This is a genomic window from Solibacillus sp. FSL R7-0668 (genome assembly GCF_038006205.1).
Lineage (GTDB): Bacteria > Bacillota > Bacilli > Bacillales_A > Planococcaceae > Solibacillus.
This window is the reverse complement of the sequence record NZ_JBBOUU010000001.1, coordinates 1,141,195-1,166,366: the sequence shown is the minus strand read 5'-3', so window position 1 is coordinate 1,166,366 and position 25,172 is coordinate 1,141,195. Positions and strand designations below refer to the sequence as shown.

The 25,172-nt window shown below is 38.1% G+C and carries 20 protein-coding genes; 1 reads left to right on the top strand and 19 read right to left on the bottom strand.

The window, feature by feature from the left end; genetic code table 11:
- Window positions 1-25: 25 nt before the first annotated feature.
- The 4 genes from MKX47_RS05390 to MKX47_RS05375 all read right to left on the bottom strand — a co-directional run bounded on the left by MKX47_RS05390 (window position 26) and on the right by MKX47_RS05375 (window position 5,310).
- On the bottom strand, window positions 26-502 hold the full coding sequence (locus tag MKX47_RS05390; RefSeq protein ID WP_340771994.1) for a hypothetical protein: 477 nt from the start codon (window positions 500-502) through the stop codon (window positions 26-28).
- 566 nt (window positions 503-1,068) lie between these two features.
- A complete protein-coding gene (gene mtaB / locus MKX47_RS05385; protein WP_340771991.1) occupies window positions 1,069-2,418 on the bottom strand; it encodes a tRNA (N(6)-L-threonylcarbamoyladenosine(37)-C(2))-methylthiotransferase MtaB in 1,350 nt (449 codons plus the stop codon).
- A 127-nt stretch (window positions 2,419-2,545) separates the two neighbouring features.
- Window positions 2,546-4,228, bottom strand: coding sequence for a hypothetical protein (locus MKX47_RS05380; RefSeq protein WP_340771989.1), 1,683 nt, complete (start codon window positions 4,226-4,228; stop codon window positions 2,546-2,548).
- A gap of 5 nt (window positions 4,229-4,233) precedes the next feature.
- The gene (locus tag MKX47_RS05375; protein ID WP_340771986.1) at window positions 4,234-5,310 is read right to left on the bottom strand and encodes a hypothetical protein; all 1,077 of its coding nucleotides are present in this window, start codon (window positions 5,308-5,310) and stop codon (window positions 4,234-4,236) included.
- A gap of 327 nt (window positions 5,311-5,637) precedes the next feature.
- Here MKX47_RS05375 and MKX47_RS05370 point away from each other — a divergent pair, with 327 nt between their 5' ends.
- Window positions 5,638-5,817, top strand: a complete 180-nt coding sequence (locus MKX47_RS05370) for a hypothetical protein (RefSeq protein WP_340771982.1) — start codon at window positions 5,638-5,640, stop codon at window positions 5,815-5,817.
- A gap of 56 nt (window positions 5,818-5,873) precedes the next feature.
- Here the strand turns inward: MKX47_RS05370 and MKX47_RS05365 are convergent, their stop codons facing one another.
- The 15 genes from MKX47_RS05365 to MKX47_RS05295 all read right to left on the bottom strand — a co-directional run bounded on the left by MKX47_RS05365 (window position 5,874) and on the right by MKX47_RS05295 (window position 25,134).
- Window positions 5,874-7,277, bottom strand: a complete 1,404-nt coding sequence (locus MKX47_RS05365; RefSeq protein ID WP_445683605.1) for a glycosyltransferase family 2 protein — start codon at window positions 7,275-7,277, stop codon at window positions 5,874-5,876.
- 8 nt (window positions 7,278-7,285) lie between these two features.
- Window positions 7,286-8,329, bottom strand: a complete 1,044-nt coding sequence (locus MKX47_RS05360; protein ID WP_340771975.1) for a HEAT repeat domain-containing protein — start codon at window positions 8,327-8,329, stop codon at window positions 7,286-7,288.
- 2 nt (window positions 8,330-8,331) lie between these two features.
- On the bottom strand, window positions 8,332-9,186 hold the full coding sequence (locus tag MKX47_RS05355) for a response regulator transcription factor (protein ID WP_340771973.1): 855 nt from the start codon (window positions 9,184-9,186) through the stop codon (window positions 8,332-8,334).
- Window positions 9,187-9,203: 17 nt separating this feature from the next.
- Window positions 9,204-10,262, bottom strand: coding sequence for a hypothetical protein (locus MKX47_RS05350; protein ID WP_340771970.1), 1,059 nt, complete (start codon window positions 10,260-10,262; stop codon window positions 9,204-9,206).
- Between the two features lie 16 nt (window positions 10,263-10,278).
- Entirely contained in the window at window positions 10,279-13,398 is a 3,120-nt protein-coding gene (locus MKX47_RS05345; RefSeq protein WP_340771968.1) for a hypothetical protein, read from the bottom strand.
- A gap of 146 nt (window positions 13,399-13,544) precedes the next feature.
- Window positions 13,545-14,429 (bottom strand): amidase, encoded by an 885-nt coding sequence (locus tag MKX47_RS05340; protein ID WP_340771966.1) that lies wholly within the window; start codon window positions 14,427-14,429, stop codon window positions 13,545-13,547.
- Between the two features lie 217 nt (window positions 14,430-14,646).
- Entirely contained in the window at window positions 14,647-15,390 is a 744-nt protein-coding gene (locus tag MKX47_RS05335) for a 16S rRNA (uracil(1498)-N(3))-methyltransferase (RefSeq protein WP_340771963.1), read from the bottom strand.
- A 65-nt stretch (window positions 15,391-15,455) separates the two neighbouring features.
- On the bottom strand, window positions 15,456-16,394 hold the full coding sequence (gene prmA, locus MKX47_RS05330; RefSeq protein ID WP_340771960.1) for a 50S ribosomal protein L11 methyltransferase: 939 nt from the start codon (window positions 16,392-16,394) through the stop codon (window positions 15,456-15,458).
- A gap of 15 nt (window positions 16,395-16,409) precedes the next feature.
- A complete protein-coding gene (dnaJ, locus tag MKX47_RS05325; RefSeq protein WP_340771957.1) occupies window positions 16,410-17,519 on the bottom strand; it encodes a molecular chaperone DnaJ in 1,110 nt (369 codons plus the stop codon).
- Window positions 17,520-17,670: 151 nt separating this feature from the next.
- The gene (dnaK, locus tag MKX47_RS05320) at window positions 17,671-19,515 is read right to left on the bottom strand and encodes a molecular chaperone DnaK (protein WP_340771953.1); all 1,845 of its coding nucleotides are present in this window, start codon (window positions 19,513-19,515) and stop codon (window positions 17,671-17,673) included.
- A 193-nt stretch (window positions 19,516-19,708) separates the two neighbouring features.
- A complete protein-coding gene (grpE, locus tag MKX47_RS05315; protein ID WP_340771950.1) occupies window positions 19,709-20,266 on the bottom strand; it encodes a nucleotide exchange factor GrpE in 558 nt (185 codons plus the stop codon).
- A 24-nt stretch (window positions 20,267-20,290) separates the two neighbouring features.
- A complete protein-coding gene (gene hrcA / locus MKX47_RS05310; RefSeq protein WP_340771947.1) occupies window positions 20,291-21,334 on the bottom strand; it encodes a heat-inducible transcriptional repressor HrcA in 1,044 nt (347 codons plus the stop codon).
- A gap of 110 nt (window positions 21,335-21,444) precedes the next feature.
- Window positions 21,445-22,596 (bottom strand): radical SAM family heme chaperone HemW, encoded by a 1,152-nt coding sequence (gene hemW, locus MKX47_RS05305; protein WP_340771945.1) that lies wholly within the window; start codon window positions 22,594-22,596, stop codon window positions 21,445-21,447.
- 136 nt (window positions 22,597-22,732) lie between these two features.
- The gene (locus MKX47_RS05300) at window positions 22,733-23,059 is read right to left on the bottom strand and encodes a geranylgeranyl pyrophosphate synthase (RefSeq protein WP_340771943.1); all 327 of its coding nucleotides are present in this window, start codon (window positions 23,057-23,059) and stop codon (window positions 22,733-22,735) included.
- A 548-nt stretch (window positions 23,060-23,607) separates the two neighbouring features.
- The gene (locus MKX47_RS05295) at window positions 23,608-25,134 is read right to left on the bottom strand and encodes a methyl-accepting chemotaxis protein (protein ID WP_340771941.1); all 1,527 of its coding nucleotides are present in this window, start codon (window positions 25,132-25,134) and stop codon (window positions 23,608-23,610) included.
- Window positions 25,135-25,172: the final 38 nt, after the last annotated feature.

Genomic DNA, 25,172 nt, shown 5'->3' with positions numbered 1-25,172 from the left:
TTCGCATTCAAAACGCTTCTACCCATCACCTTGTCACCGGGTAATTCCGCTGTTCAAAAACCCGCTTCGTTGCATAATCAATATAGGTAACTTGAACACGAATAGGCTTCCTACTATAAATCTGATATTTTATGGCATCCTCTACAATGCTCATCTCAATCATTTCCGCTGTAATGTCTTGTTCATATTCCAACCGATCCACGGTAAATGTTAATTCCGTAAAATCCTCTTGATAATCAAAATGATAAAATGCTTCTACTTCTGGACGAACACCGCGCCCCACCTCATAGTGAAAGGCCTCCAATGTACTACGAAATTCAGTCATTGCCTCAAGACGCTTTTCTTCATCCATAAATAAAAATAAACGATTCTCCTTTAATTCATAATGAATAATTCGAGTCGGATCATAATTTCTAAATCGATGAATGCTTCCGATAACACCATCTGGCACCTCTACAACCGATAAGTTAGCCATTTTTTCACTTAAATGATTTATTTTCACCTAATTCGCCTCCCACACACCATTAAAAGTTATTACCCCAATCTCATGATAATAATCAAAAAATCAAATTTTTAACACTAAGAAATGATGCAACTACCATAAAAGAGGATACGGATTAGAATAGTTCATCTCAATCCAAAAGCCTATTGCTTGATTAATAGATGAATTCGTATTAATATACTAAAATAATAACTAATCACCATAAATGCAAGCAATTCAATAGAAAAGGAGCATTTCTATGCCTTATTGGTTACACAACTCATTATTTGTTCTATTATTAATCGTAACATTCGGTTGCGTTTCTAGCGGAATCAAGTGGAAGAAAAAACCACAACCAAACGAAATTTAGTCTTTATAAAGTATCCATTCATTTCAGACCAATCATAATCACCTATTCCAATGATTTCATTCGGAAAAGGTGATTTTTTTAAAGTATAGGAACTTTTGAATGAATTATTTTCAGAATATTACGACTTAAAAATAAATATAAAGGCATCTCCTTTAGGTTGTGCCTAAAAGAGATGCTAATCATTCATTTGGTAATCATCAGAAATATATTCTTCATTTTATAGATTTTGTTCCTGTAATACACGCACAAACTGTCCTTCATTGTATGGATAGCCTGCTTTGGTAATTTTTACTTTTGTAATTTGACCGATCATATTTTCATTACCTTCGAAGACAACTTTTAAATAATTGGTTGTGTAGCCTACATATAGGTTTTCACTGTTCCCATCTTTAAAACGTTCTTCTGGGATTACCTCTACTACTTCATCTTCAAAGCGAGAAGCATATTCTTTCGCTAATTGATCATTTAATGCGATTAAACGGTGAACTCGCTCGTTCTTCACTTCTTCATCGACTTGGTCATCCATACGAGCGGCTGGCGTACCTGTACGTTGCGAATACGGGAATACATGAAGCTCTGAGAATTTGTGGTCACGAATAAAGTTGTATGTTTCCATAAATTCTTCTTCTGTTTCACCCGGGAAGCCTACAATGACATCAGAAGTGACAGCTAAATCAGGTAAAGCAATTTTTAGTTTTTCTAAACGCTCTGCAAAAAATTCCATCGTGTATTTACGACGCATACGTTTTAATACCGTATCCGAACCCGATTGAATCGGAATGTGTAAATGATTAACAACGATTTCTGAGTTTTGTAGCACTTCGATTACTTCATCTGTTAATTGAGATGCTTCAATAGAAGAAATACGTAAACGTTTTAAGCCTTTTACCTGTGCTTCCATATCACGTAGTAATTGAGCTAAGTTGTAATCTTTGAAATCCTGACCATAGCCACCTGTATGAATACCTGTTAGAACGATTTCTAAATAGCCGGCATCCACTAGTTGCTGCGCTTGGCGGATTACTTCTTCTGGATCACGCGAACGCATTAAGCCACGCGCCCATGGAATAATACAGAACGTACAGAAGTTGTTACAGCCCTCTTGAATTTTTAAGGATGCACGTGTTCGGTCAGTAAAAGCCGGTACGTCTAGCTCTTCGTATACACGATTTTTCATAATATTGCGCACCGCATTTATTGGCTTACGCTCTTCGCGGTATTGGTCAATATAGCCAAGCATTTTTTCACGGTCTTGCGTACCAACAACGATGTCTACGCCTGGAATTGCCATAATTTCAGCCGGTGAAGTTTGTGCATAACAGCCTGTTACACAAATAACCGCATCTGGATTTTGACGAATTGCACGACGAATTACTTGACGAGATTTTTTATCCCCCGTATTGGTTACGGTACATGTATTTATGACATATACATCTGATTGATGTTCAAAATCAACGCGTTCATACCCCTGCTCTTTAAACAATTGCCAAATCGCTTCTGTTTCATAGTGGTTTACTTTACACCCTAATGTATGTAGAGATACGGTTTTTGTTTGCTCGTAACTCATATTCTATATCATCCTTTCACGGTTACACTTCAAAATTAATTAACGTGTCTAATAATAGCATAAATTAGAGAGTTAAGCCTATCTTTTTGACTAGAGCGCACGATTGTCTTGATTTCCATCCATTTCCTCAATATTTATCTAGCAAGTCCATCACAGACGGCAATACCGCTTCATCCATCATTAAATAGTTACTTCCTTGCTCTGCATTAATTATAGGAATAATCGTTTTCTCATACCCTTCCCCAATCGGATACACCGCCAAATCGACTTTATACTTTTCAAATAACATTTTGATTTGCTGTAGCTCTTGTTCAGAAGTTGTTGCAGCAACATGCAAATAAAGGACTTTTTTGATGCCATTAGGAATAATAAATTCTAGCATTTGCTCTTCTGTTATAATTGGACCATACGTTAAATTACGCACGTCAACATATGCTTGACCGTCCAATAAACCTGCATCCTGTGCTGAAAAATAATCCTCATAGCCATACACCATTCCGTGAACAATTTTATAGACAGCTTCTTTATTTTCAGCCAAGGTTGAAATATATGTTAGCTTTTCTTGTGCAATTATTGCCTTGATTTGTTGGTAGGACTGTGCTAAATCACCTTGTACATCTACGAATTGTTCAATCCCAATTGCTTTCAAGCGTTCCTTTTGCTGTTCGTTAAGCGCTGGACCTACCATATATTTCGCCCCCACTGACAATGCTTGATTGGAATTTTTCGTCCCTTTGGCTAGTGGATGAATCGTTTTTCCATATGAGTACAACGCCTCTAACTCCTGTAAGGCTGTGCTCCTATTAAAATCATAGACAAATACTTTATGCTCTCTAGTTTTTATGTAATCGATTATTTTTTGCAAATCAGCGAGCTCGTAATTTTGTGGTAGGCTCATTTCTGTATAAATCATATTCATTTCTTTTGATACTTGCTCGCCCTGCTCTCGGAAGCTATGCCCTGTACCTAGTAATGAAATAACCTCCTTCACCTCGCCTCGTCGGATACGTGTAAACCATTCTTCATCTGTTGGAAATGGTCCGATAATGACTTCATTTTCAGAATCATAATACACATGTCCACGTTCAAAGGATGTTGATTGTAACACTAAAAGCTCATGTGCTGCACCACTAGCTTCATTAACCAATTGCTTTACAACATCCACCCGGTGACGTCCTAAATAACAATGCACATAATATTTTTTATCATCCTGTTCAACTAAATCGCGAATTTTATTTAATGTTTCTGTATTATCACCAACCCATGGAAGCATAGGCATCGATAATATTTCTATGCCAATTTCTTCCCCTGCTTTGAACTCTTTATCTAATAATGGCTTTTCAATTGGCAAGGTTGTGCTTAACAGTGCAATCACACCATCATAGCCTTGATCCTTTAGCTCTTGTAAATTCACTTTTTCTGGATAGGGGCCAAACGTAAAGCGCTCGCCCACCTCCACATCACCTTGCGACGCCTGTACGACCGAGGAGCCTGTATTTAAAAAGTAATTTAATCCTGCAACACATAGTAAAATAGAAGCGATACAAAAAACGCTACTAATAATCCATTTTTCTTTTTTCAAACATAGGAAATAGTAAACAAATGACATGATAAATCCGAATATAACCCAACCGACTACATAGTAGGACATTACGCCATCGATTTTAAATTGTGACCAGCCACGCTGCACATACCATTCTTCAATCGGCACGACAGCAAAAAGTAAAAAGAAAATCCCTCCCCCAACGCCTAATGTGCTAAGCATTAGAAACCACATGAAAAATTTGATAATCGCCTTTTTATTTTTCATCCTCATCACCTCATGTTATTTTTTATGTCAGCAAAAATTTGTTCCATTAGTGGGATATAGGAGCCCCAGAAAAAATCCGATTCATCATTTGTAAATAACCGCATTGCTCTTGCACTGCCTTGCCATTTTTTCAAATTTCCTCTTGTATAATCTGCAAAGTCACCCGAAAAATAAAACGTATTATTTTGGTCATGGTGAGTGACTGCCGGGATCACAGTAGGGATTCCTGCAACAGCCAGCTCATTTTCTGCATTATCCGACAGGCTTAATTTATATTGGGCAAGCACCTGAGCATTATTTAGCGGCTTCACAATATCAAACCAATAAGAGTACTCTGTTTCTAAAACATTCGGGTATGCACCTGCTCCATCCGCTGTCATTTGAAATAATACAGGCGAAGTGATTTCTGCCTCATCAATAACAATGATTTGATCAGATGTGTGCGTAAAAGCTAGGCCACCTTGCTCAAAATCCCATTTTTTATTGTATTGCGCTTCATAATTGGCAATTAGCCATGGAGGCACCTCATCATTATTGAAATCAGAGAAATATCTCCCCGACCAGCCTGACCATTCCACACTTAAGTTTTCACCCATAACCTTGCGTGTTTGTTCATCAGTTGGCGATGCAAAGGAATTGTATTCAGCAATTAGTTTTGTATTTGAGCCCTTCGATTGCCAGATGGCGTTCCATTCTAATAAGTCCATTCCACCATATATTTTTTCCGAGCGATCTCCTTCCACAACCGTCTCGAGGTCATCCGAATAAACACCGTATGTATCTGCAATATAAATGACATCCTTTTTCTCTTCATAAACATATGTATCCATCGCTTTTCCTTCATATGGATCGTAACCATAGTAATCGATTCCTACATCATACAATTCACCATTCGGTTTTACGATTTTTTCATTCGTTAAAAACCAAAACAGTCCGTTATGCTCTCGATACTGTGTATTTGGAACTGTTTTATCAACAACTAAAATATCCAGTACTACCTTTTCTTTAAACTGCCAATATATTCTCGGCGATAAAATTAGCAATAGTAAAATAATCAATCCTACAATATACTTTTTACTCATTTAATAACCCCCCCAGAAGCATTTTTTCTTAGTGAACGCTCTATTAAATCACTCATTTGTAATATTTTCATAAAATTAATTATAGGTAAATAATACCTTAAAAACAAAAAATATTCAACGTTTCATATAAATAGCAGCCTTTAAGTCCTAAATTTATAAAATGAGATAAAACTTTTTAATCCAATGATATTTTAAATTTTAAAGTGTAAATTTTAGGTATAGACACTTAAAATAGAAATTTAAATAATTTAAAAGCATTTTACTCACTAAATTAAAAATAAGCCATGAGACCTAAATTCATTTCATTTAGGGAGGGATTTACTTCGAGTGAGAAAGAGGATTCTAAGCGGGCTGCCTTTTCCATTCGAGAGAGGTATAGGCTTAATCGAAAATGACCGTAAAAATTCGAAAGTTGATGATAATACGTATTTCATCACGATGATTGATGAAATTGAAGCGATGCATTCATGTTCGCTCGTTTATTACACTGGCGATTACGCACAATGAGAAAAGGCTATCCAAAAAGCATATACTTTTTGAACAGCCCTCATCTATTTCAAGCGCTATAAACCTTTGCGACTTAATTTTCCCCAGTCGTTTTTTCCACGGAAATAATACCAAAAGCCTTGAATTCGATACCATGTTGTTAGCGGGCGGAACCAAAACAGCTCTGTTAGTGAGTATAGCATGAGCTTTAACGTATCCCGTGCACGCGGATATGTATGCATACTCCAAGATTCCAGCAAAATTGCAAACATCGAAATAACTGTACTGTAGATTAGAAACAGTGTCAGTAAAATGATAGCAGATTCCCAATACACATTTCCAACAGCAAATGAAATAATCATATAAATATACCCAATCAGTTCAATAATCGGTCCTAAAAGCTCGATAAATACATAATACGGAACAGAAATCATTCCAATTTGCTTATATTTCGGATTAAATAGCATCCCCCGATTCAGCATAATACTACTAATCAGTCCTTGATGCCAACGTCGACGCTGCGTTTGCAAATCTTTGAAATTATCTGGAGCCTCTGTCCAGCAAACGGGATCAGGCACATATTCAATCGCTTTGTTAATTTTATTTTTCAGCAAATAGCGATGTAGCCTAACGATTAGCTCCATATCCTCGCCAATTGTTTGCCGATTGTATCCTCCGACCTTTATCGCATAATGCTTCGAGAATACACTAAAGGCACCCGATACAATTAACAATAAATTAAAACGACTTAACGCAATTCGCCCCATGTAAAAGGCACGTAAATACTCAATAATCTGCATAATGACAAGTGGATTATTCGGCATGACTGCATTCATAAATGTACCATATTGGAAATTGGAACCATTAGCAATACGCACACTGCCACCTGCTGCAATGACATGACCATTGGAGGCAACGATCGGTTTCATCACTTGTAATAGAGATTTTCCCGATAAAATGGAGTCTCCATCTATTGAGCAAAAATAAGGATACTGCGAAACATTAATACCTGCATTGAGCGCATCAGCCTTGCCACCATTATTTTTATCAATTAACACAATATTATGATGGATATTTGAACGGTAGATCGCCTTTATTTCTTCTGTTTGAAGCTGCTGGCGTACCGTCTGAAAAACTTGCTCCATCTGAAAGGCTTCAATGACCTGTTGCAATGTTGCATCTTTAGAGCCATCGTTAACGATAATGATTTCAAATTGGGGGTATTCGATTGTCAGTAGTGAATGGATTGTACTGAGAATCCCGACTTCCTCATTATAGGCAGGTACAATAATGGAAACAGGTTTCGAATAGGTATATTGTAAATTCACGGTATTCTCAATATATTTGTCTAAGCGACGCGTTTTCTTTAAATAAGTAAATGCAAAGATTAACATGAGCGTATAAACCCCAATGACTAAAAGCATATAAAAAATGAGAAATACGCCAAAAATCTCATGGAGCCAATATAATAAAAAATCCATCATTCCGATCAGCCTACTTTCAATACTTCCTGTGCCATCTCAGCAGCAAATAAATCTTCATTTTTTTCTATTATTTCTTGTAAAATTCGGCGGCCCTGCTTCATCGACTTAAGTGATACTGCGGCTTGTCTACGTACTGTCCATTCCCTATCCATCATTAATTGTTTCAGTAATTCATATGCTTGTGAATCATTTGAAAAGGGTAAAATTTTTGCGAGCATTAGCCTTTCTTCCCAATACGTTGATTTTAAAAATACTCGGTAAGGCTCCAAAGATGAAATCATCCCAAACGACGCAATATCCTTTAGCGCACGAATTCGAATTTCTGTATAAATAGAGGAGAGTAAGCTCTCAAAAAATGGCAAATCATTATCCCCAAAGTTAGCATTGAAGCTAAAAAAAGTAAGCAGCGATAAGCGTAATTCAATTGGCAATTCATCAAAGTTGTCTTGAAATTGCTCAATATAGGTCGGATCAACTTTCGTTAATAGCACATTATACTCGTACTCATGAAGAGCAAGACGCGGCTGATACATATGTGCTAAAAATAAATTCGAATTATATTTTGAAATTATTTGCAATAAAAGCAAGTATTCTTCGATGGACTCAACCTTACCTGCTTTTAATTGCTTTTCGATGATCGGCACAATAAAGCTAAAGTTACATAAGAGCGCACGATGGAGTACATTGATGCGCTGTACCAAGCTCTTACTCTGTAGCTGCTTCAAATAATACGGCTTCATATTCAGTTCAGCATAGTTGGTAATGCGATTACGTACTTCTTCATTATTAATTGTCAGCATATAGGTGACAAATAGCTTATCCACTGCATCTAGATTCGTTTTATGTTCCTTTTGTTTTATGAAAGGGCTCTGATTGACTAAATAATTGTACCAATCCTTTTCATGCTGTTCGAAATATTGCGTGATTCTTTTTTCTTTTCGTTGCTGCCGTCTGTTCATCCATACTAAATAAAAGAAGAGGATAGTAACAAACCCAAGCAAGACGACAATTGCGATGATTGATATTTTTAATATTTGACTTGTAATCATCGCTAATTCAACCTTCTCAAATAATTTTTAATTTGTTTTTCGACAATTTTCAAATTAAATGGACGCACGATATAGGCATCCGCGCCATGTTCGAAACAATATAACTGGGCATCCTCGGACACGCGTGACGAACAAAATAAAATAATATACTTTTGCTCATTTGGTAAAGCTCGCAAATAATCCAATACTTCCAGGCCCGTTTTTTTCGGTAAAATATCATTCAACACTACGATATGACTATGCGCACTGCGATACCAATCCGATTCGATAAATTGCAAACCATCACTAAATGTTTGGATATCTAGCTGCACATTGTCTATTGACAGATGTTGAAATAGATTCGTGAAAATCGACTGCGTAATCCGGTTATTTTCAATAATACTTACCTTAATAATCACTTTCGATCTAGCTAAAAAATCCTTTACAATAATTGGAGCCTGTCCTTTATTCTCTTGATACAATAATGCAGATTCGCTAATCGCTAACACCTCATCTAACGAATGTGCATCATTTGCCACTTCTGAAATAACAGAATCAATCGGGATATTGTCTTTGGTAAAGACATGTTGAATTCGTTGAATAAAAGATTGAGCCTCTGCCGTTTTACTAATGGTCAATAAAAGCACAATATATTGCTTTTCTGAATGCATATAGGCAAAATCTGAGTCTCGCAATCTCCCTTTTAATTGATCATAAAATTGTTGATAGGATATAGGGAACTCCTCTTTATACTCAATAAGCACAATTGAAAAGTGAATTTTCTTACGCATCACATATGCAAGTTGTAATTTGTAAAGTTGTTGTAATTGTGCATATTCAATAATTTTCTGTTCATAAAGAACCTCTACATCTATCATGCCAATCACCCTTTCTTTTACCTATTTGGTGTAATAATATTTTGCAATAACGGAATATAGGTCGACCACATAAAATCAGATTGCTCGTTTGAAAAAAGCTTCATTAAATGCTCACTTCCTTGCCATTTCATCAAATTATCCTTTGTATAATCAGCAAAATCGCCTGAAAGATAATAGACATTTGAACGTTCGTCTGCTGTTACCGCTGGAAAGGTAAGTGGAATCCCGTGCTGTGCTAACACTTGTTGCGCATAATCGGCTACGGCTAATTCATATTGTGCATAGACAACCGCCGCATTCATCGGTGTCACGATATCAAACCAATAAGGATATTCCGAATTTTTGACTCCCGGCAAGTGCTCTTGTCCTGCTAGTGTCAATTCAAATGAAACCGTCCCATCTAGTTCCTTGTCATCAATAATCACTACTTGATCCGACGTATTCACAAATACAAGACCTCCCTGCTTAAAGGTCCATTGTTTTTCATACTGGGCTTCATAATTGCGAATGAGCCAGGCAGGTATTTCAGCGCTCGTTAAATCTTCAAAATAACGCCCCGTCCAGCCTGACCACTGAACATTTAAATCTTGTTCCATTACTTGCCGAACATTTGCCTCTGTTGGCGTAGCAAATGAATTATATTCCGCAATTAACTTTGTGTGCGGCTGTTTGGATTTCATAATTTCCTGCCACTCTGGCAGCGTCATGCCACCATAAATTTTTTCAGAGCGGTCGCCATTACTAAAATCCTCTAAATCATCTGAGTACACCCCATAAGTATCTGCAATATAAATGACATCCATCGCTTCATAATGCTTATAATTTGCCATTGGTTGCTGCATATAAGAATCAAAGCCATAATAATCTATCTTTCCATCATAAAGCTGCCCATCTGATTTAACAATTTTTTCATTCGTTAAAAACCAAAGCAAGCCTTGATGCTCCCGGTATTCCTCATTCGGGACGGTTTTATCGATAACTAATACATCTAATGGCGTACTTTCTTTCCATTGCCAATAAAGGCGTGGTGAAAAAACAACACTAGTGACGAGAAGGGCTATCAGCAATTTTTTCATATTCATTCTCTCCTAATTATTCCCTTACTTCATCTTCTAAAAACTTTTCCTGCAATAAATAATACGATTCTTTTAGGCGCTCCTTATAATCAGGCATTCGCCACCCCTCCCAGCTATAAGTTTGGAGCTGCTGTGCTTCCTCTGGGATCGTTGCCATGATTTGCTGATCCTTCACGAGTATAGCACCGAACTCAATCCCGTCGATAATTTCTGTTGCTAGCTGTTCATTGGCATATAAATCGGATCGTACTTCCAATCGGCTCGGATCGGTTACATTTAGTAATAACCAAGGTATTCGTATTTCAATAACGCCTTCCTGCTCGTTGATTTCATAATCCGCTAATGAATCATACTCTGTACTATTTGGATTGGCATTGCCTCGTCGTAAAATACCTGTTTCATATTTTTCAAATGGTAAAACGATATTACTAATTGGAATTGTTAATGATTTATTGAGCGCATAATCGATTGGATTAAACTGATTGCTATTTTTTTGCTTCGTTCCTTCGAATGGCACTAATTGCAATTGGTCGCCGTACATTTTTTGGAAGATATCATAATAAGCATCTACTTCCACCCGCGCGTTTTGTTCTCCCTTAATCGTCACGACAAATTCGGAATCTGCTAATAATGGAATTCCTTGATAACGTGAATTACCTTGTGCTGCTAGTGTATTCATATAAATAAGTGGGTAATAATTGTCACTAAACTTTGTATTTTCAACATCCAACTTCATATATAAATAGCGCTCATCCGACTCCACATACATCGAAAGTTCTTCAGATTCATAAAATGGCGTAATGCCGTACCAATCGGTTGAATCCCCATCTACCTTCATTTTTAACGTATCGAAGCTTAACACACCAAATTGCTGCTCATTCGTTTGAGCATTTGACCAATATGGGCGCTCATCTGGATTATCTAAATCCATCGTGTTCCACGTCCGCTTAAACCATTCATCCTGCCAAGTAAACACTAAGCCTCCCAATAGGCCTTCATGTATAATATCTTCATACAAACGAACGAGTATTTCTCCTTGTTCACGTTCAGAAATAAAGCCTTGATTCCAGCCAAATGGATTGCGATGCGTTAAGCCACGGGACGCAGGGATACCAAATTCCGAAATCAAAATTGGCATTCGATGGGCTGCATGTAAATCCTTTAAATAGGCCGCATAGTTATTTTTTTGACCGCGATGATCGGTATAGTTCACATATTCAGGCGTGTAATTCAAAAAGTCTGGATAGTATGGATACACATGATAGCTCGCAAATTGCCCTACTTTTTCTAAGGCACCCTTTTCATAAATAACATTCGGGTTCACCGAGACTAAATCTTCCTGATCACTTGGCTCATAGGGATGCTCTAATAAATCCGTTGTTACCCAATTGGTAAAGCTAAATGGCCGCATCCAGTTATACGTTTGTGCCTCGTAGCTCGCTGTATATTCCATTTGTTGTGCCAGCCAGATTTCAAACGGCTGTGCATCCTTTGTAGAAAAATAGGTCCCATCAAATTGCGCTTGATTTTTATAGGTTTTATTGACATTTTCTACTGCCACTGGGTACCACTCAATACCAATCATCCAGCCGATAATATAGGGCGAGACGTCCGCTTTATATGTTCCTGAAGCATGTCCAGGTCGAGGCTCAATTACCGCATCGCCATGAATAATATCAACAATATGTCGTATTTCCTGCTGGAAGTTTTCTGTAGGCTCCCCGTAGACATCTAATGCTGCTTCCACTGGCTCCTCATCTAACCAAACACCGTGAAATAAATATAGGGGCTGTTCATGCGCTGTATTATATTCAAGCAATGCCTCATAAAAAGCAGGCGGATGCACGGTATACACCCGAATTGCATTGGAGCCCATTTCACCAATTGCCTTGAACCAATCTGCATAATCACTTTTCGTAATCGCTGCTTCCCCTGGGAATGCCCCTGGTTTGGCCATCCCGATATTGACTCCTTTAATCGTGATTTCTTGCCATACACCATTTTGCAGAACTTCATATTTTTGATCGTTAATTCGTGCATTATAGGATAATGACTCATAAATTTCCGGCTCTAATGATACCGCCGCAAGCTCCTTTGCTTCACGGTGTGATGTATGCTTAAGGATTTGCTGCATCATCGGCTCGTAATTTTTCCAATAAAATGCATCATCCTTAGCAAACCGCTGCTGTAACCATTTATAGCCGTAAAACTTCGGTATTGACAACGCTTGCTTCGACTGATACGAAAATTTACCCGCAAAATAATAATTCGTATGATGCTGTCGTGTATTTGTCGTAATCACGGCAAAAGCAGCTGGTAAGTTCAATGCTTGTAGCTGAGCTTGATCTTGCGCTGATATAGCTGGCTCATAGATTGCTAATGTTTCTGCATCTGTTGCCACAGCTAAATCAAACCAGCCTGTGAAATTTTCGAACTCTTGAAAAGGAAGGGATTGCTTCCCCTGCTTCGTTACTTGAAATTGAACAGGCTGCGCACTCTTTAATACAGCTGTTTCTTCTGTCGATTTTTGTTGAATTACTAAGCCACTGCCGCTTTCTTGAGTCGTTAGTGGGGCTTTGCTTAAATCAGCAAAATATTTGGCACGATAACCGCTTTGTTCAACACCTAACTCTGCAGCCAACTGTTCTTGAATAATCGCGTCTGTAGCCTCTGTAAAACTATTATATTCAACAATGAGTGTGCTAGGCGTAGTTTGGTCTAATCTACTTTGAATCGTACGCCATGCACCTCCAGTAAGACCACTGTACAATAATTTATTCGAAGCGGCATCTCCCCAAGATAAATCGCGCTCATGAATCCCCTCTAAATCAGCTAAATAAATGATATCCACTGTATCGATACGCAGTGGTAATTCTTTTGTCTCAATCGTTTTACGTGCATCAACGACTTTGACACCAAAATAATCTCGATCCGCCTCGTATATAGCACCCTCAAGATTTACCACTTTATTAAATGCTAATGCCTCATAAATTCCCTGTCTCGCTTTTAACTCATCACTTGTAGAACTTACATCCAATACAAGCACATCGAGTGGTGTTTCTGTTTTTAAAAAATAGAGCCACCAAGGAGATAAAACAGCCGCAATTAGTATTACTCCCGCTATTATTTTTTTCATTTATTTATTCTCCTTATGATTTCGAATATCAATCACTAGCAATAATTTATACTAGTCCGTTAAACAAATTCTGAACAACTCTTGAAAATATTTTTTATAGCGTATCGATTGAATACAAAAATTTGGTTTAACTGTATGATTGACATTTAAGGCTTCAGTTCCATCCAGCTTTCAAGATGATGAATGGCAATTCCATTAAAGCTTTGTCGATTTGAATAATAACTATGAACATTTTTCAGGTGCGTATTTAAATACTCTTCCCCTTCTTCAAAGAAACTAACACGATCCCCTTCTGCTGATTTCATTGTTTCAACGCCTATAACAACTTTTTTTCCGACACGTTTTGCGTAGGCGATTTCATGTTTGACACTTCTAATAATGCCATTCGAATAATCTCGATAGGCCATAATTGTCACGCTATCCGAATTATTAATCGTCCAATTTGATAAAATGCCTCGCCCATATTTCGTTTGATAATTAACCTCGTCATACCAAAAGGCAATATCCAATTCTAACGGTATGTTTAATTGTTGTGCTTTCTCTTTCGCTTGAAGTACTAATTGTTGAAAATTTTCTATAGCCTTCATCCGATTTTCATCCCAAAGAGGTGTCGTATAAGGCTCAATATCTAAGTGAATGCCTATAAATTGCTGTACTTCTGTTGACTCTTTTTGATATTGCTCTAGCCAACTCAAAAATTGATCCAGCGGACGCGTACCACTCTTAGTCGTCCAATGTGCATCTCCATCTAATGCAGCAACCTGTATTCCCTTTGAATGAGCTGTTTCAATAAAGGTTTGATAAACACTTTTTGAAATAGTAGCGTCAACCTGTAAATATACTTTATTAATTTGCTTGCTTTCCAGAAATGCTAGTGGATCTTTGCTTTCATCTATAAGTATCTTAGCATTCCAGATCCATACCGAACGTTCTTTCTCGGTTTTTTTATCAGCATAGGTTTTTGATGTATGTAGGCTTAAAAGTAAAGTCATTAGGACTATTAAGATCATTTTAACTTTCCTAAGATTCATCTCACAACCCCCTTCCCTCGCACTAATTCTTCTTTACCATACCAAACATTTAACTATTTAAAAACCCAAAACATTTAGGTAATTAGTTTTATTTTTTGTTATATTGGAAGTGCAAATCCTATTATCATTCCAAGGGTAAACATTAGCATTGAAATGATTATGGATACGTAAACTAATCCATAAAAAAATCCCGACTCAAAATAGGCCGGGAATTTTTTTATTCAAACTCATAGGAAATTGCGGCTAATGCATAAAATGGTGCGGTTTCTGCACGTAAAATACGCGGTCCTAATGACATAGTTTGTGCACCTGCCGCAAGCATGGCAGTAGATTCCTGACGTGAAATGCCACCTTCAGGACCAAAAATACATAATATTTTCAACGCTTGAGTAGCATTGAGCGCCTGTAATTTTTGCTTAAAGCTTGTACGCTCAGCTAATTTTGCCTCTTCTTCATCCGCAATAAATACGGCGTCATAGTTATCGAAAGTTTGTACGAGCTGCTTAAAGCTTACTGGCTGAACAATTTCAGGTATATGTGTACGATGGGATTGCTCGGCTGCCTCTTGAGCAATTTTCTGTAAACGCTCTTGATTTTTTTTTGCCTTTTTATCGTCCCATTTTACGATTGAGCGCTCGGCTGCAAATGGAATTAATGCATGCATGCCTAATTCCGTTGCTTTTTGGGCAATTAGCTCAAGCTTATCCCCCTTTGGTAAGCCACAAGCAATATCAACCTTCACTGGCATTTCAGGCGAAGCAATTGTTCGACCAGTTTTTTTCACTGTGACGTCTTGATCAATAGCTGTAATTTCGCAAATATTGGCGATATTATCCTGTACAATAATAATCTCATCGCCGACAGCCATCCGCATCACTTTACTTATATGGCGCGCATTTTCACCTGCAATGGTAAATTCATCTGGTGCATCACCCTGCTGCTCTACAAAATATCGCTGCATACGTTCGTCATTCTCCTTTATACAAAAACAACAGCTGCTTTACACAGCTGTTGTTTTATTAGTTATTATGGTCGGCGAGCAATAATCGCTACCCAGTCTTCCATCATTAATACTTCTTCAATGACAAAGCCTGAAGCTTTTAACGCTGCCTTTACTTCATCTTTTTTTGCACCAATAATTCCTGATGTCACATATAAGCCACCTGGTTTTACAATTGAAAAGGCATCATCTGTAAAGGACATAATGATTTCTGCTAAAATATTTGCTACCACAACATCTGCTGGCTCTTTTACTGTATCTAATAAATTTCCGTGGAATACTTCTACAACATCATCTGTTTTGTTTAGCTGTACATTTTCACGTGCTGCTGTAACGGCCACTTCATCTAAGTCCAATGCGTGTACCCTTTTTGCCCCTAGCATCGCTGCACCAATCGAAAGAACACCAGAACCTGTGCCAATATCGATGACTGTGTCACCCTCTTTTACGACTTTTTCAAGTCCCTGTAAACACATGACAGTTGTTGGGTGCGTGCCTGTACCGAATGCCATCCCTGGATCAAGCTCGATAATTAGCTCATCAGTTGAAACAGGCTCGTAATTCTCCCATGTCGGCACAATGGTAAAACGCTCAGAAATTTTTACAGGATGGTAATATTGCTTCCATGCTGTTGACCAATCTTCATCATCTACTTCACACAGTGTCAGTACATTTTCACCAATATTAATATCAAAATTCACAAGGTTAGCAATTGCAAGCTTCACTTCTTCGATTGTTTCCGTTAAGAAGCTAGACGCTGATAAATACGCTTTTACAACGACGCCTGTTTTTGGGAAGTCCTCTGGATTTAGTGCGTAAATCTCACCAAATTTATCGATTCTTTCTTTATCTAATTCTTTTGAATCCTCAATAACTACACCGCTTGCACCGGCTTCATGTAAAATGTTCGTCACAGCATCAACCGCTTCATGCGTTGTTAATATCGAAAGCTCTGTCCATTTCACTTGCAATCTCCCCTTTTAGTCGCCTTTTATTTTTTTCTTAATTTTATCGAAAAGTGAGCTTCCTTGTTCTTCTGGAATATCACCACTAATTTCTGCAAATTCGCGTAATAATTGCTTTTGTTTTTCTGTTAACTTTTTCGGAATAACGACTTTCACGACTACATACTGGTTACCTAAACCATAGCCATGGACATTTTTAACTCCTTTATCTTTCAAGCGGAATTGCGCACCTGATTGAGTACCTGCTGGAATTTTCAGCTTCACTTTGCCGTGAATGGTTGGTACTTCAATTTCATCACCCAATGCAGCTTGTGGGAAGGTTAAGCTTAACTCATATAAAATATCATCGCCGTCACGTTCGAAATATTCATGCTTACGAACAGAGAAAATAATGTATAAGTCACCAGCTGGACCGCCGTTAAAGCCGGCTTCCCCTTGACCTCCAACACGTAACTGTTGACCATCATCCACACCTGCAGGAATTGTAATTTTGATTTTTTTCTTCTTCGTTACACTTCCTGCGCCACGACAAGAAGTACATTTTTCAACGATAATTTTCCCTGCACCACGACAGCTCGGACATGTGCGTTTATTCATCATGCGACCAAATGGCGTATCCACCGCTTGGTTAATTTGACCGGCGCCATTACATTGAGAACATGCTTGTGGTTGCGTTCCAGGCTTTGCACCTGAGCCGTGACACGTATCACATGTTTCTTCTTTCGGAATTTCGATTTCAGTTTCTTTTCCGAATACCGCTTCTTCAAATGTTATGTTCATGCGGAATTGTAGGTCATCACCTTTGCGTGGTGCATTTGGATCTTGACGACGTCCGCCTCCGAAGAATGAACTGAAGATATCCTCGAAGCCACCAAATCCACCACCGCCGCCACCAAAACCAGCGTTTGGATCTTCATGGCCAAATTGGTCGTAGCGTGCACGCTTTTGGTCATCTGATAACACTTCATATGCTTCTGCAATTTCTTTGAATTTTTCGTCTGCACCCTCTTCTTTGTTAATATCAGGGTGATATTGTTTTGATAATTTACGGTACGCTTTTTTAATTTCGTCTTTGCTAGCACCTTTTGCAATGCCCAGCACCTCATAGTAATCGCGCTTACTCATAATTCACTCTCCGCTCTTTTTACATAACGTCTATTTTAACATGTTGAAAAAATGATGTATACCATTTGCTACATCACTTTCTATTTAATGTGGAAAAGCCAAAGCCGCGAACGGTCTTTGGCTTTTCCATGGTATTTTTTAGTGATGCTTCTTATTTGTCGTCTTTTACTTCTTCAAAGTCAGCGTCTACGATATCATCGTCTTTTTTACCAGCATCTTGTGCACCTTCAGCTTCAGCTCCAGCTCCAGCTGCTTGTTGTGCTGCTGCCGCTTGCTCATAAACCTTCATTACTAATGGTTGTAATACACCTTCTAATTTTTCTTTTGCTGCTTTAATTCCTTCTAATTCACCAGCTTCTAAAGCTGTTTTTAACTCATCACGTGCGTCTTCTACAGATTTTTTCTCGTCTTCTGTAATTTGCTCGCCTAAGTCAGTGATTGTTTTATCCACTTGGAACACTAATTGGTCTGCTTCGTTGCGAAGATCTGCCTCTTCTTTACGTTTTGCATCAGCATCCGCGTTTGCTTCAGCATCTTTTACCATGCGTTCGATTTCTTCATCTGTTAAACCAGAATCAGATTGGATCACAATTGTTTGCTCTTTTTGCGTACCTAAGTCTTTCGCTTTAACCGATACAATACCGTTCGCATCAATGTCGAATGTTACTTCGATTTGTGGAACTCCACGTGGTGCTGGTGGAATATCCGCTAATTGGAAGCGACCTAATGTTTTGTTGTCTGCTGCCATTGAACGTTCGCCTTGTAATACGTGAATGTCTACTGCTGGTTGGTTATCTGCAGCTGTTGAGAACACTTGTGATTTAGAAGTTGGGATTGTTGTGTTACGGTCGATTAATTTTGTCATAACACCGCCCATTGTTTCGATACCTAATGATAATGGCGTTACGTCTAATAATAATACGCCTTGTACATCACCAGCTAAAACCCCACCTTGTACAGCAGCACCCATTGCTACTACTTCGTCTGGGTTTACGCCTTTGTGTGGCTCGTGACCAGTTGCTTTTTTGATTGCTTCTACTACCGCAGGAATACGAGTAGAACCACCAACTAAGATAACTTTATCTAATTCTGAAGCAGAAAGACCTGCATCTGATAATGCTTGGCGAGTTGGTACGATTGTACGTTCAACTAAGTCATGTGTTAACTCATCGAATTTCGCACGAGTTAAGTTGATTTCTAAGTGTAATGGACCTTCAGCACCCGCTGTGATGAATGGTAATGAAATTTGTGCAGATGTTACACCTGATAAGTCTTTTTTCGCTTTTTCAGCTGCATCTTTTAAGCGTTGCATTGCCATTTTGTCTTTTGATAAATCAACAGCGTTTTCTTTTTTGAATTCAGCTACTAAATATTCAATAATTTTATCGTCGAAGTGATCGCCACCAAGCTTGTTGTCACCAGCTGTTGCTAATACTTCAAATACACCATCAGCTAACTCAAGAATCGATACGTCAAATGTACCGCCACCTAAGTCGAATACTAGGATTTTTTGGTCTACATCTTGTTGATCTAAACCATATGCAAGTGCTGCAGCTGTTGGTTCGTTGATAATACGCTCTACTTCTAAACCAGCGATTTTACCAGCGTCTTTTGTTGCTTGACGTTGCGCATCGTTGAAGTAAGCTGGTACTGTAATAACCGCTTTCGATACTTTTTCGCCTAAATAATCTTCAGCGTAGCCTTTTAAATATTGTAAAATCATTGCTGAAATTTCTTGTGGCGTGTACTCTGTGCCATCTACATCTACTTTTTCATTAGTACCCATTTTAGATTTGATTGAAATAATTGTGTTTGGGTTTGTAACGGCTTGACGTTTAGCCACTTCACCAACTTGTTTTTCACCGTTTTTGAACGCTACTACAGATGGTGTTGTACGGTTACCTTCTGGGTTTGGGATTACTTTTGGCTCGCCGCCTTCTAATACTGATACACAAGAGTTTGTTGTTCCTAAGTCAATACCGATAATTTTGCTCATAATTTATTTTTCCTCCTATTATTAAAACACTGATTAATTTCGTTACGATTTCATTTCAAAGGTTGCCATACTTTGCTCTAAGCATGGCAAGAAAATTAACTCGAACTTGTTTATGTTAATTTTCTTGCGACGAGTATAAGGGCAACTCGTTGCGCTTACCGCAGGAGTAAGTGCTTTTTTCTCTTAGAGAATTTTATTCATTCACCGAAACCATTGATGGTCGTAGAACGCGGTCTTTTAACTTATAGCCTTTTTGGAGCTCGCGTAAAATAATGCCCGTTTCTTTTTCGCTATCTTGTTCTTGCATGACAGCTTGGTGGAAGTTCGGATCAAAGCTTTCGCCTTCCGCAGCAATTAACTCTAAGCCTTCTTTTTCTGCAGCAGCGAGTAATTGTTGGTATACCATTTCTACACCTTTAAATAAGGCTACTGCTTCTTCATTTGTCACTTCTACTTGTAAGGCACGGTCTAAGTTATCTAACACTGGTAAAAGCTCTGTTAAAAGGCTTTGAGCACGATACTTTTCTGAAGCTTCACGATCTAGACGATTGCGACGAGATAAGTTATCGTAGTCAGCACGTAAACGTAGGTAACGTGCCTCCTCTTCTGCTATTTTTGCTTCTAATTCCGCAATTTTTAATTCTTTTTCATCTACAACAATTTCCTCTACTACTTCTGTTTCTGTAGCCTCAACTGTTTCCTCGGTTGCTTCTTGTTGTAATTCTTCTGTTGTCTTTGTTGTTTCTGTCACTTCTTTTCCTCCTCGGATGATCAATCATTTTTTCTGTTCGAAAAAGGCTTGTGATAAACTGTTACGCATCACATCAAGTAGCGTCACAACACGGCGGTAATCCATGCGCGTTGGGCCAATAATGGCGATTGCTCCTTGCTGCTCTTGCCCCACTAAAAATGAGGCGGTAATGACACTACAATTTTCCATTGCCATATGATTATTTTCTGAGCCTATGCGAATTTGAATGCCTAGATTATTATTAATGCGGTAGTCTTGTGCATTGAATAAAGATTGCACCTGACTTTCCTTATCCATTAAATCCATCAACATGCGCATTTTGTTCAAATCATGGAATTCAGGCTGATTTAGCATATTGGTTTTACCACCGTAGTACACCTTATTTTCCGATTGACCCGATGAAATCGATAGCAATGAACGCACAACGGATTCCGATGCGTTTACATGCTGCTTTAGTACAGACAATGCCTCTGTTTGAAGCTTTATTGGTAGTTCGAATAATGGAACTCCTACTAAGCGTTCGTTTAAAATATTCACTGTCTTTTCAATGTCAACTGGGCTAAAGCCAGGTGGTAATGTTAAAGTACGATTTTCTACATGTCCGTTATCTGTCACAATAATCGCAACTGCCATTTGATCGGATAACGGAACAATTTGGAATTTCTTTACACGATGCTTTGCTACGTCTGGACCAAGCAGTATCGTTGTATACGTCGTTAATTCTGATAATATATTGGCCGATTCTTTAATAAGTTGCTCGGCTTCAAGCATTTGCTTTTCAAATAGTGAGTGGATTTGTTCAACTTCCCCAGAGGTAATAATCTGGGGTTGTAATAAGTGGTCTACGTAATAACGATAGCCCTTTTCTGATGGAACTCGTCCTGAAGAAGTATGCGTTTTTTCTAAAAAGCCTAATTCCTCTAAATCTGCCATCTCATTTCGAATGGTAGCAGCACTATACGTAATGCCATCCTTTTTAGATAATTGACGCGAACCAACAGGCTGAGCAGACATCACAAAATCATCTACAATCACTTGTAATATTTGTAACTGCCGATTTGTTAACATCATTTTCACCCCTGTTAGCACTCGTTCAAGTGGAGTGCTAATATATTATATAAATTAACAAATCCCTAAATTGATGTCAACGAATTCGCACAACTTTTTTTAAATCTTTTTCAATCGACATCTTCTATTAAAAAGCGTTGAAAAACTTCATTGCCAATGAAGCGTCCTTTGCGAGTTAAACGTATGCCCTCTTCATCTGCTTCAAGTAAACCTTCCTGCTGTAATTTGACAAGCTTTTCTTCATATAATGAAGCCATTGACTGACCAAATTTTTGTTCAAATTCTTGATGGGTTACACCTGCTGCTTTACGCAATCCTAAAAACATTTGCTCCTCGAGCTTTTCTTCCTTAGTAACATTATGCTCATGCAATAAAGGGCGATTGCCAGCCATCACTAGCTCGATATACTTTTTAATTGGCGCAACATTTGAATAGCGCATGCCTTGTAAATAACCATGTGCACCCGCGCCAAATCCTGCATATTCATCATTGTCCCAATAGATTGTATTATGTGTTGATCCAAAACCATCATGCGCAAAATTGCTTATTTCATATTGGTGTATGCCATGTGCTTCCATCGTGTCCATCAGTACACCATACATTTCGGCTTCTAAGTCCTCGGTCGGTAAGTTCAGCTTACCTTTCGCATATTGGATATAAAAAATCGTTTTCGGCTCAACGATTAATGAATATGCAGAATAATGCGGTAACTTCAGAGCAAGCGCCTTTTCAAGCGTATCCTGCCACTGCGCCATCGTTTGTCCAGGCAAGCCGTACATTAAATCGATGCTTATATTCGTAAAGCCTACATCTTTAGCATTTTGAATCGTTTGATAAACATGTTCATTTGAATGGGTACGACCTATTTTCGTTAGTAACGCTTGATCAAAGGATTGTACGCCCATGCTTAATCGATTGACGCCACCATTATATAGCGCCTGTAATTTATCAATCGTCAATTCATCTGGATTTGCTTCACTACTAAATTCTTTTACGTTTGACATCGGAATATGTTTCGCAATAAGCGCTAATAATCTTTCAATTTGCTGCGCTGATAAAGCAGTCGGAGTACCGCCACCTAAAAAAATAGTTTCAATATTGGCGAATGCTTCTGGCATTTGCTGTACGATCAGCTCCATTTCGTGACCGAGCGCTTCAATATATTCATCAACGGGTTGGTTTTTAAAAAACACCTTATTAAAATCGCAATAATTGCAAATTTGATGACAAAAAGGAATGTGAATATATACACCTCTAGCCATTAAAATCACTTCCTTTACTAAATTTCTTCAATGCTCCTCATCCATTATAATGCAATGCCTACAAAGAAAGCACATCATAGTCATCGCAGTTAAATTGAACAAAAAAACCGCACCCTCTTGGAGTACGGCAAATCATTTATTGAGCAAACATTGGCTCTTGTTTATTCATTAACATAATTAAATCAATCGCATTTAGCTGTGGCAATTTATCACAAAATTCTTTGGCATCTTCTGCTGATTGAAATTGAAAAGCATCAAGCTCTTTCATTAATTCATATTGTTCTCCAACTAAGCGAATCATATATAAGCGCACTGTAGGACAACATTGCTTCATAGAATCAAAGTTTTCACCTGCAATCACAAGCCCGATTTCTGATGACGCTTCACCAACCACTGTATCGATAATATGTAGTTCATCTAATACAAACCACTCTGGAACCATTAATTGAATTTGATTGTTCATAAAATTCATCCCCCTAATTAAGTGAAGTGCTATGCTACGTAGATTGTACGAGCAATGATTTTCAAACGTATGAATCAACTAACCCTTTCCCTAAATGAGTAAACGACAAAGCGTTTCCCCTTAAAAATTACACTTATATATGCGCATTGTACTATTCGTCTATTTGGTTTTAAAACCTTTTTCACTAACGCATTTATAAATCAATTAAAACCATTCTACTATAGTCAATATTTTAAGAAAAGTGTCAATTCAATAACTATTTCGACCTTTACATTTTCTTCTAGGTACATCCCCTTATGACACTTTTTTACATATCGCCTAGTAATATGACTTATTGATTATATAATACCAATTAATCTAATGATTTTCACTACTTTTTTGAAAATATTCATAATTTATTTATTAACTATCTATTTTATATTAAACTATTTACAGTTCCTTGCAATTTATTTAACATAATTTGGTTTTTTATCTAACAGAGTTGATCCTTTACTTTGCTAAATACCAAAAACTTCTGACGCCAAGTTGTCGCCAGAAGCTCTTGGTATTTATACTTGAAATCGGTCCACTGCCTGTGTTAGGGAACGCATATTTTTGGCGATACTACGGATTTCATCGGATATTTCACTTGTTGATTGCTTTTGTAGATCCACTTGCTGCTGAATTTTTTGCATGGAAGCTAAATTTTCCTCAGAGCGATTGCTCAGCTCCACTGCACTATTCGAGACCTCATGTGTATGGTTGACGATTTCGTTCACTACATGCGTCATCTGCTCAATTTGTGGCCCAATTTGATGAACCTCATCGGTAATTTCTCTAAATGTATAAGCACTTTGCTCTGTACTTTTTGCTCCTGTCACGACACGATTCATTGCCTGCTCCATACTATGTGAGGCCTCCAATGTGCCTTGCTGTATATCCTTTACAATCGTCGCAATGGAATTGGTGAAGCGCTTGGATTGCTCTGCTAGCTTACTTACTTCCTGAGCTACTACCGCAAAGCCTTTCCCATGCTCTCCCGCACGCGCTGCTTCAATAGAGGCATTCAGTGCCAGTAAATTCGTTTGATCGGCAATTTCATGAATCATATGAACAGCCTGTGAAATTTCATGAGATTGTCCCTTTAATTGTTGTAGCTTGTTATTCGATTGCTCCATTGCCTGCTCAATTGATTGCATTTGCACAAGGTTTTGCTCAACAAGAATTTCACCATTAGACGCTTTGTGAACCGTTGTTTGTACGACATGCTCAATTGCATGCATTCGCTGTGAAATTTCTTCAACACCCGCTGCGACCTGCTGAATGGATGCAGTATTTTCTCCAAGCTGTACAGTTGCATAATGCAATGAGCTTGTCATGACATCTGCATTCGAAGCAATATGCACCGCGCCCTTTGTAATTTGCTCGAAATTATAGGCTAAATCTTGATTCGCTATGGTCGCTTCCCCTGCCCCGTGACGAACCGTTTTCAATAACTCCTTCATATCTGAAATCATTAAATTATAGTACTTCGTTGTTTCTCCTAACTCATCGCGCGCGCTATAGGTTGCAAATTTTGTTAAATCCCCCTGCTGGGCTAATTTAAACAACTGTTTTAATTCACGCGTTGGTTTGTTGATTGAACGAATTGCTTGAATGCCGAAAAATAAAATGAGTCCCATTAAAATAACAGAAATGCTGACAATTAACCGATAACCAAATGCAATATCTAACTCGTGATTTTCGAGCTGTTTTTGCGCACGCTCTAATATGTATGTATTGATTTCTACAAGAAGGCTCGGAGATGGGTTCGCCATTACTTGCTTGATATAATGCTCCATTTTACCATCAAACGCAATAGTCTTTAGTTGCTGCTGGACCTCATCTGAAATAGCATTGTTTGTTTCGATTTGAAGCATGGTCTCCTGTAATACTTGCGTCGCTTGTAATTTTTCATGATACATTTTCGACGTTTCATGTTCCATTTTGCGTAAATAATCTAAGCTAAAAACGGTTAAAATGATGTTTGATAAAATACAAATAATCATTAAAACGGCTAGTCGATCTTTTACCTTTATCGCCTGTAGAAAGCGCACGTCACAAAACCTCTTCCACTGTCATTTTAAATTAATTG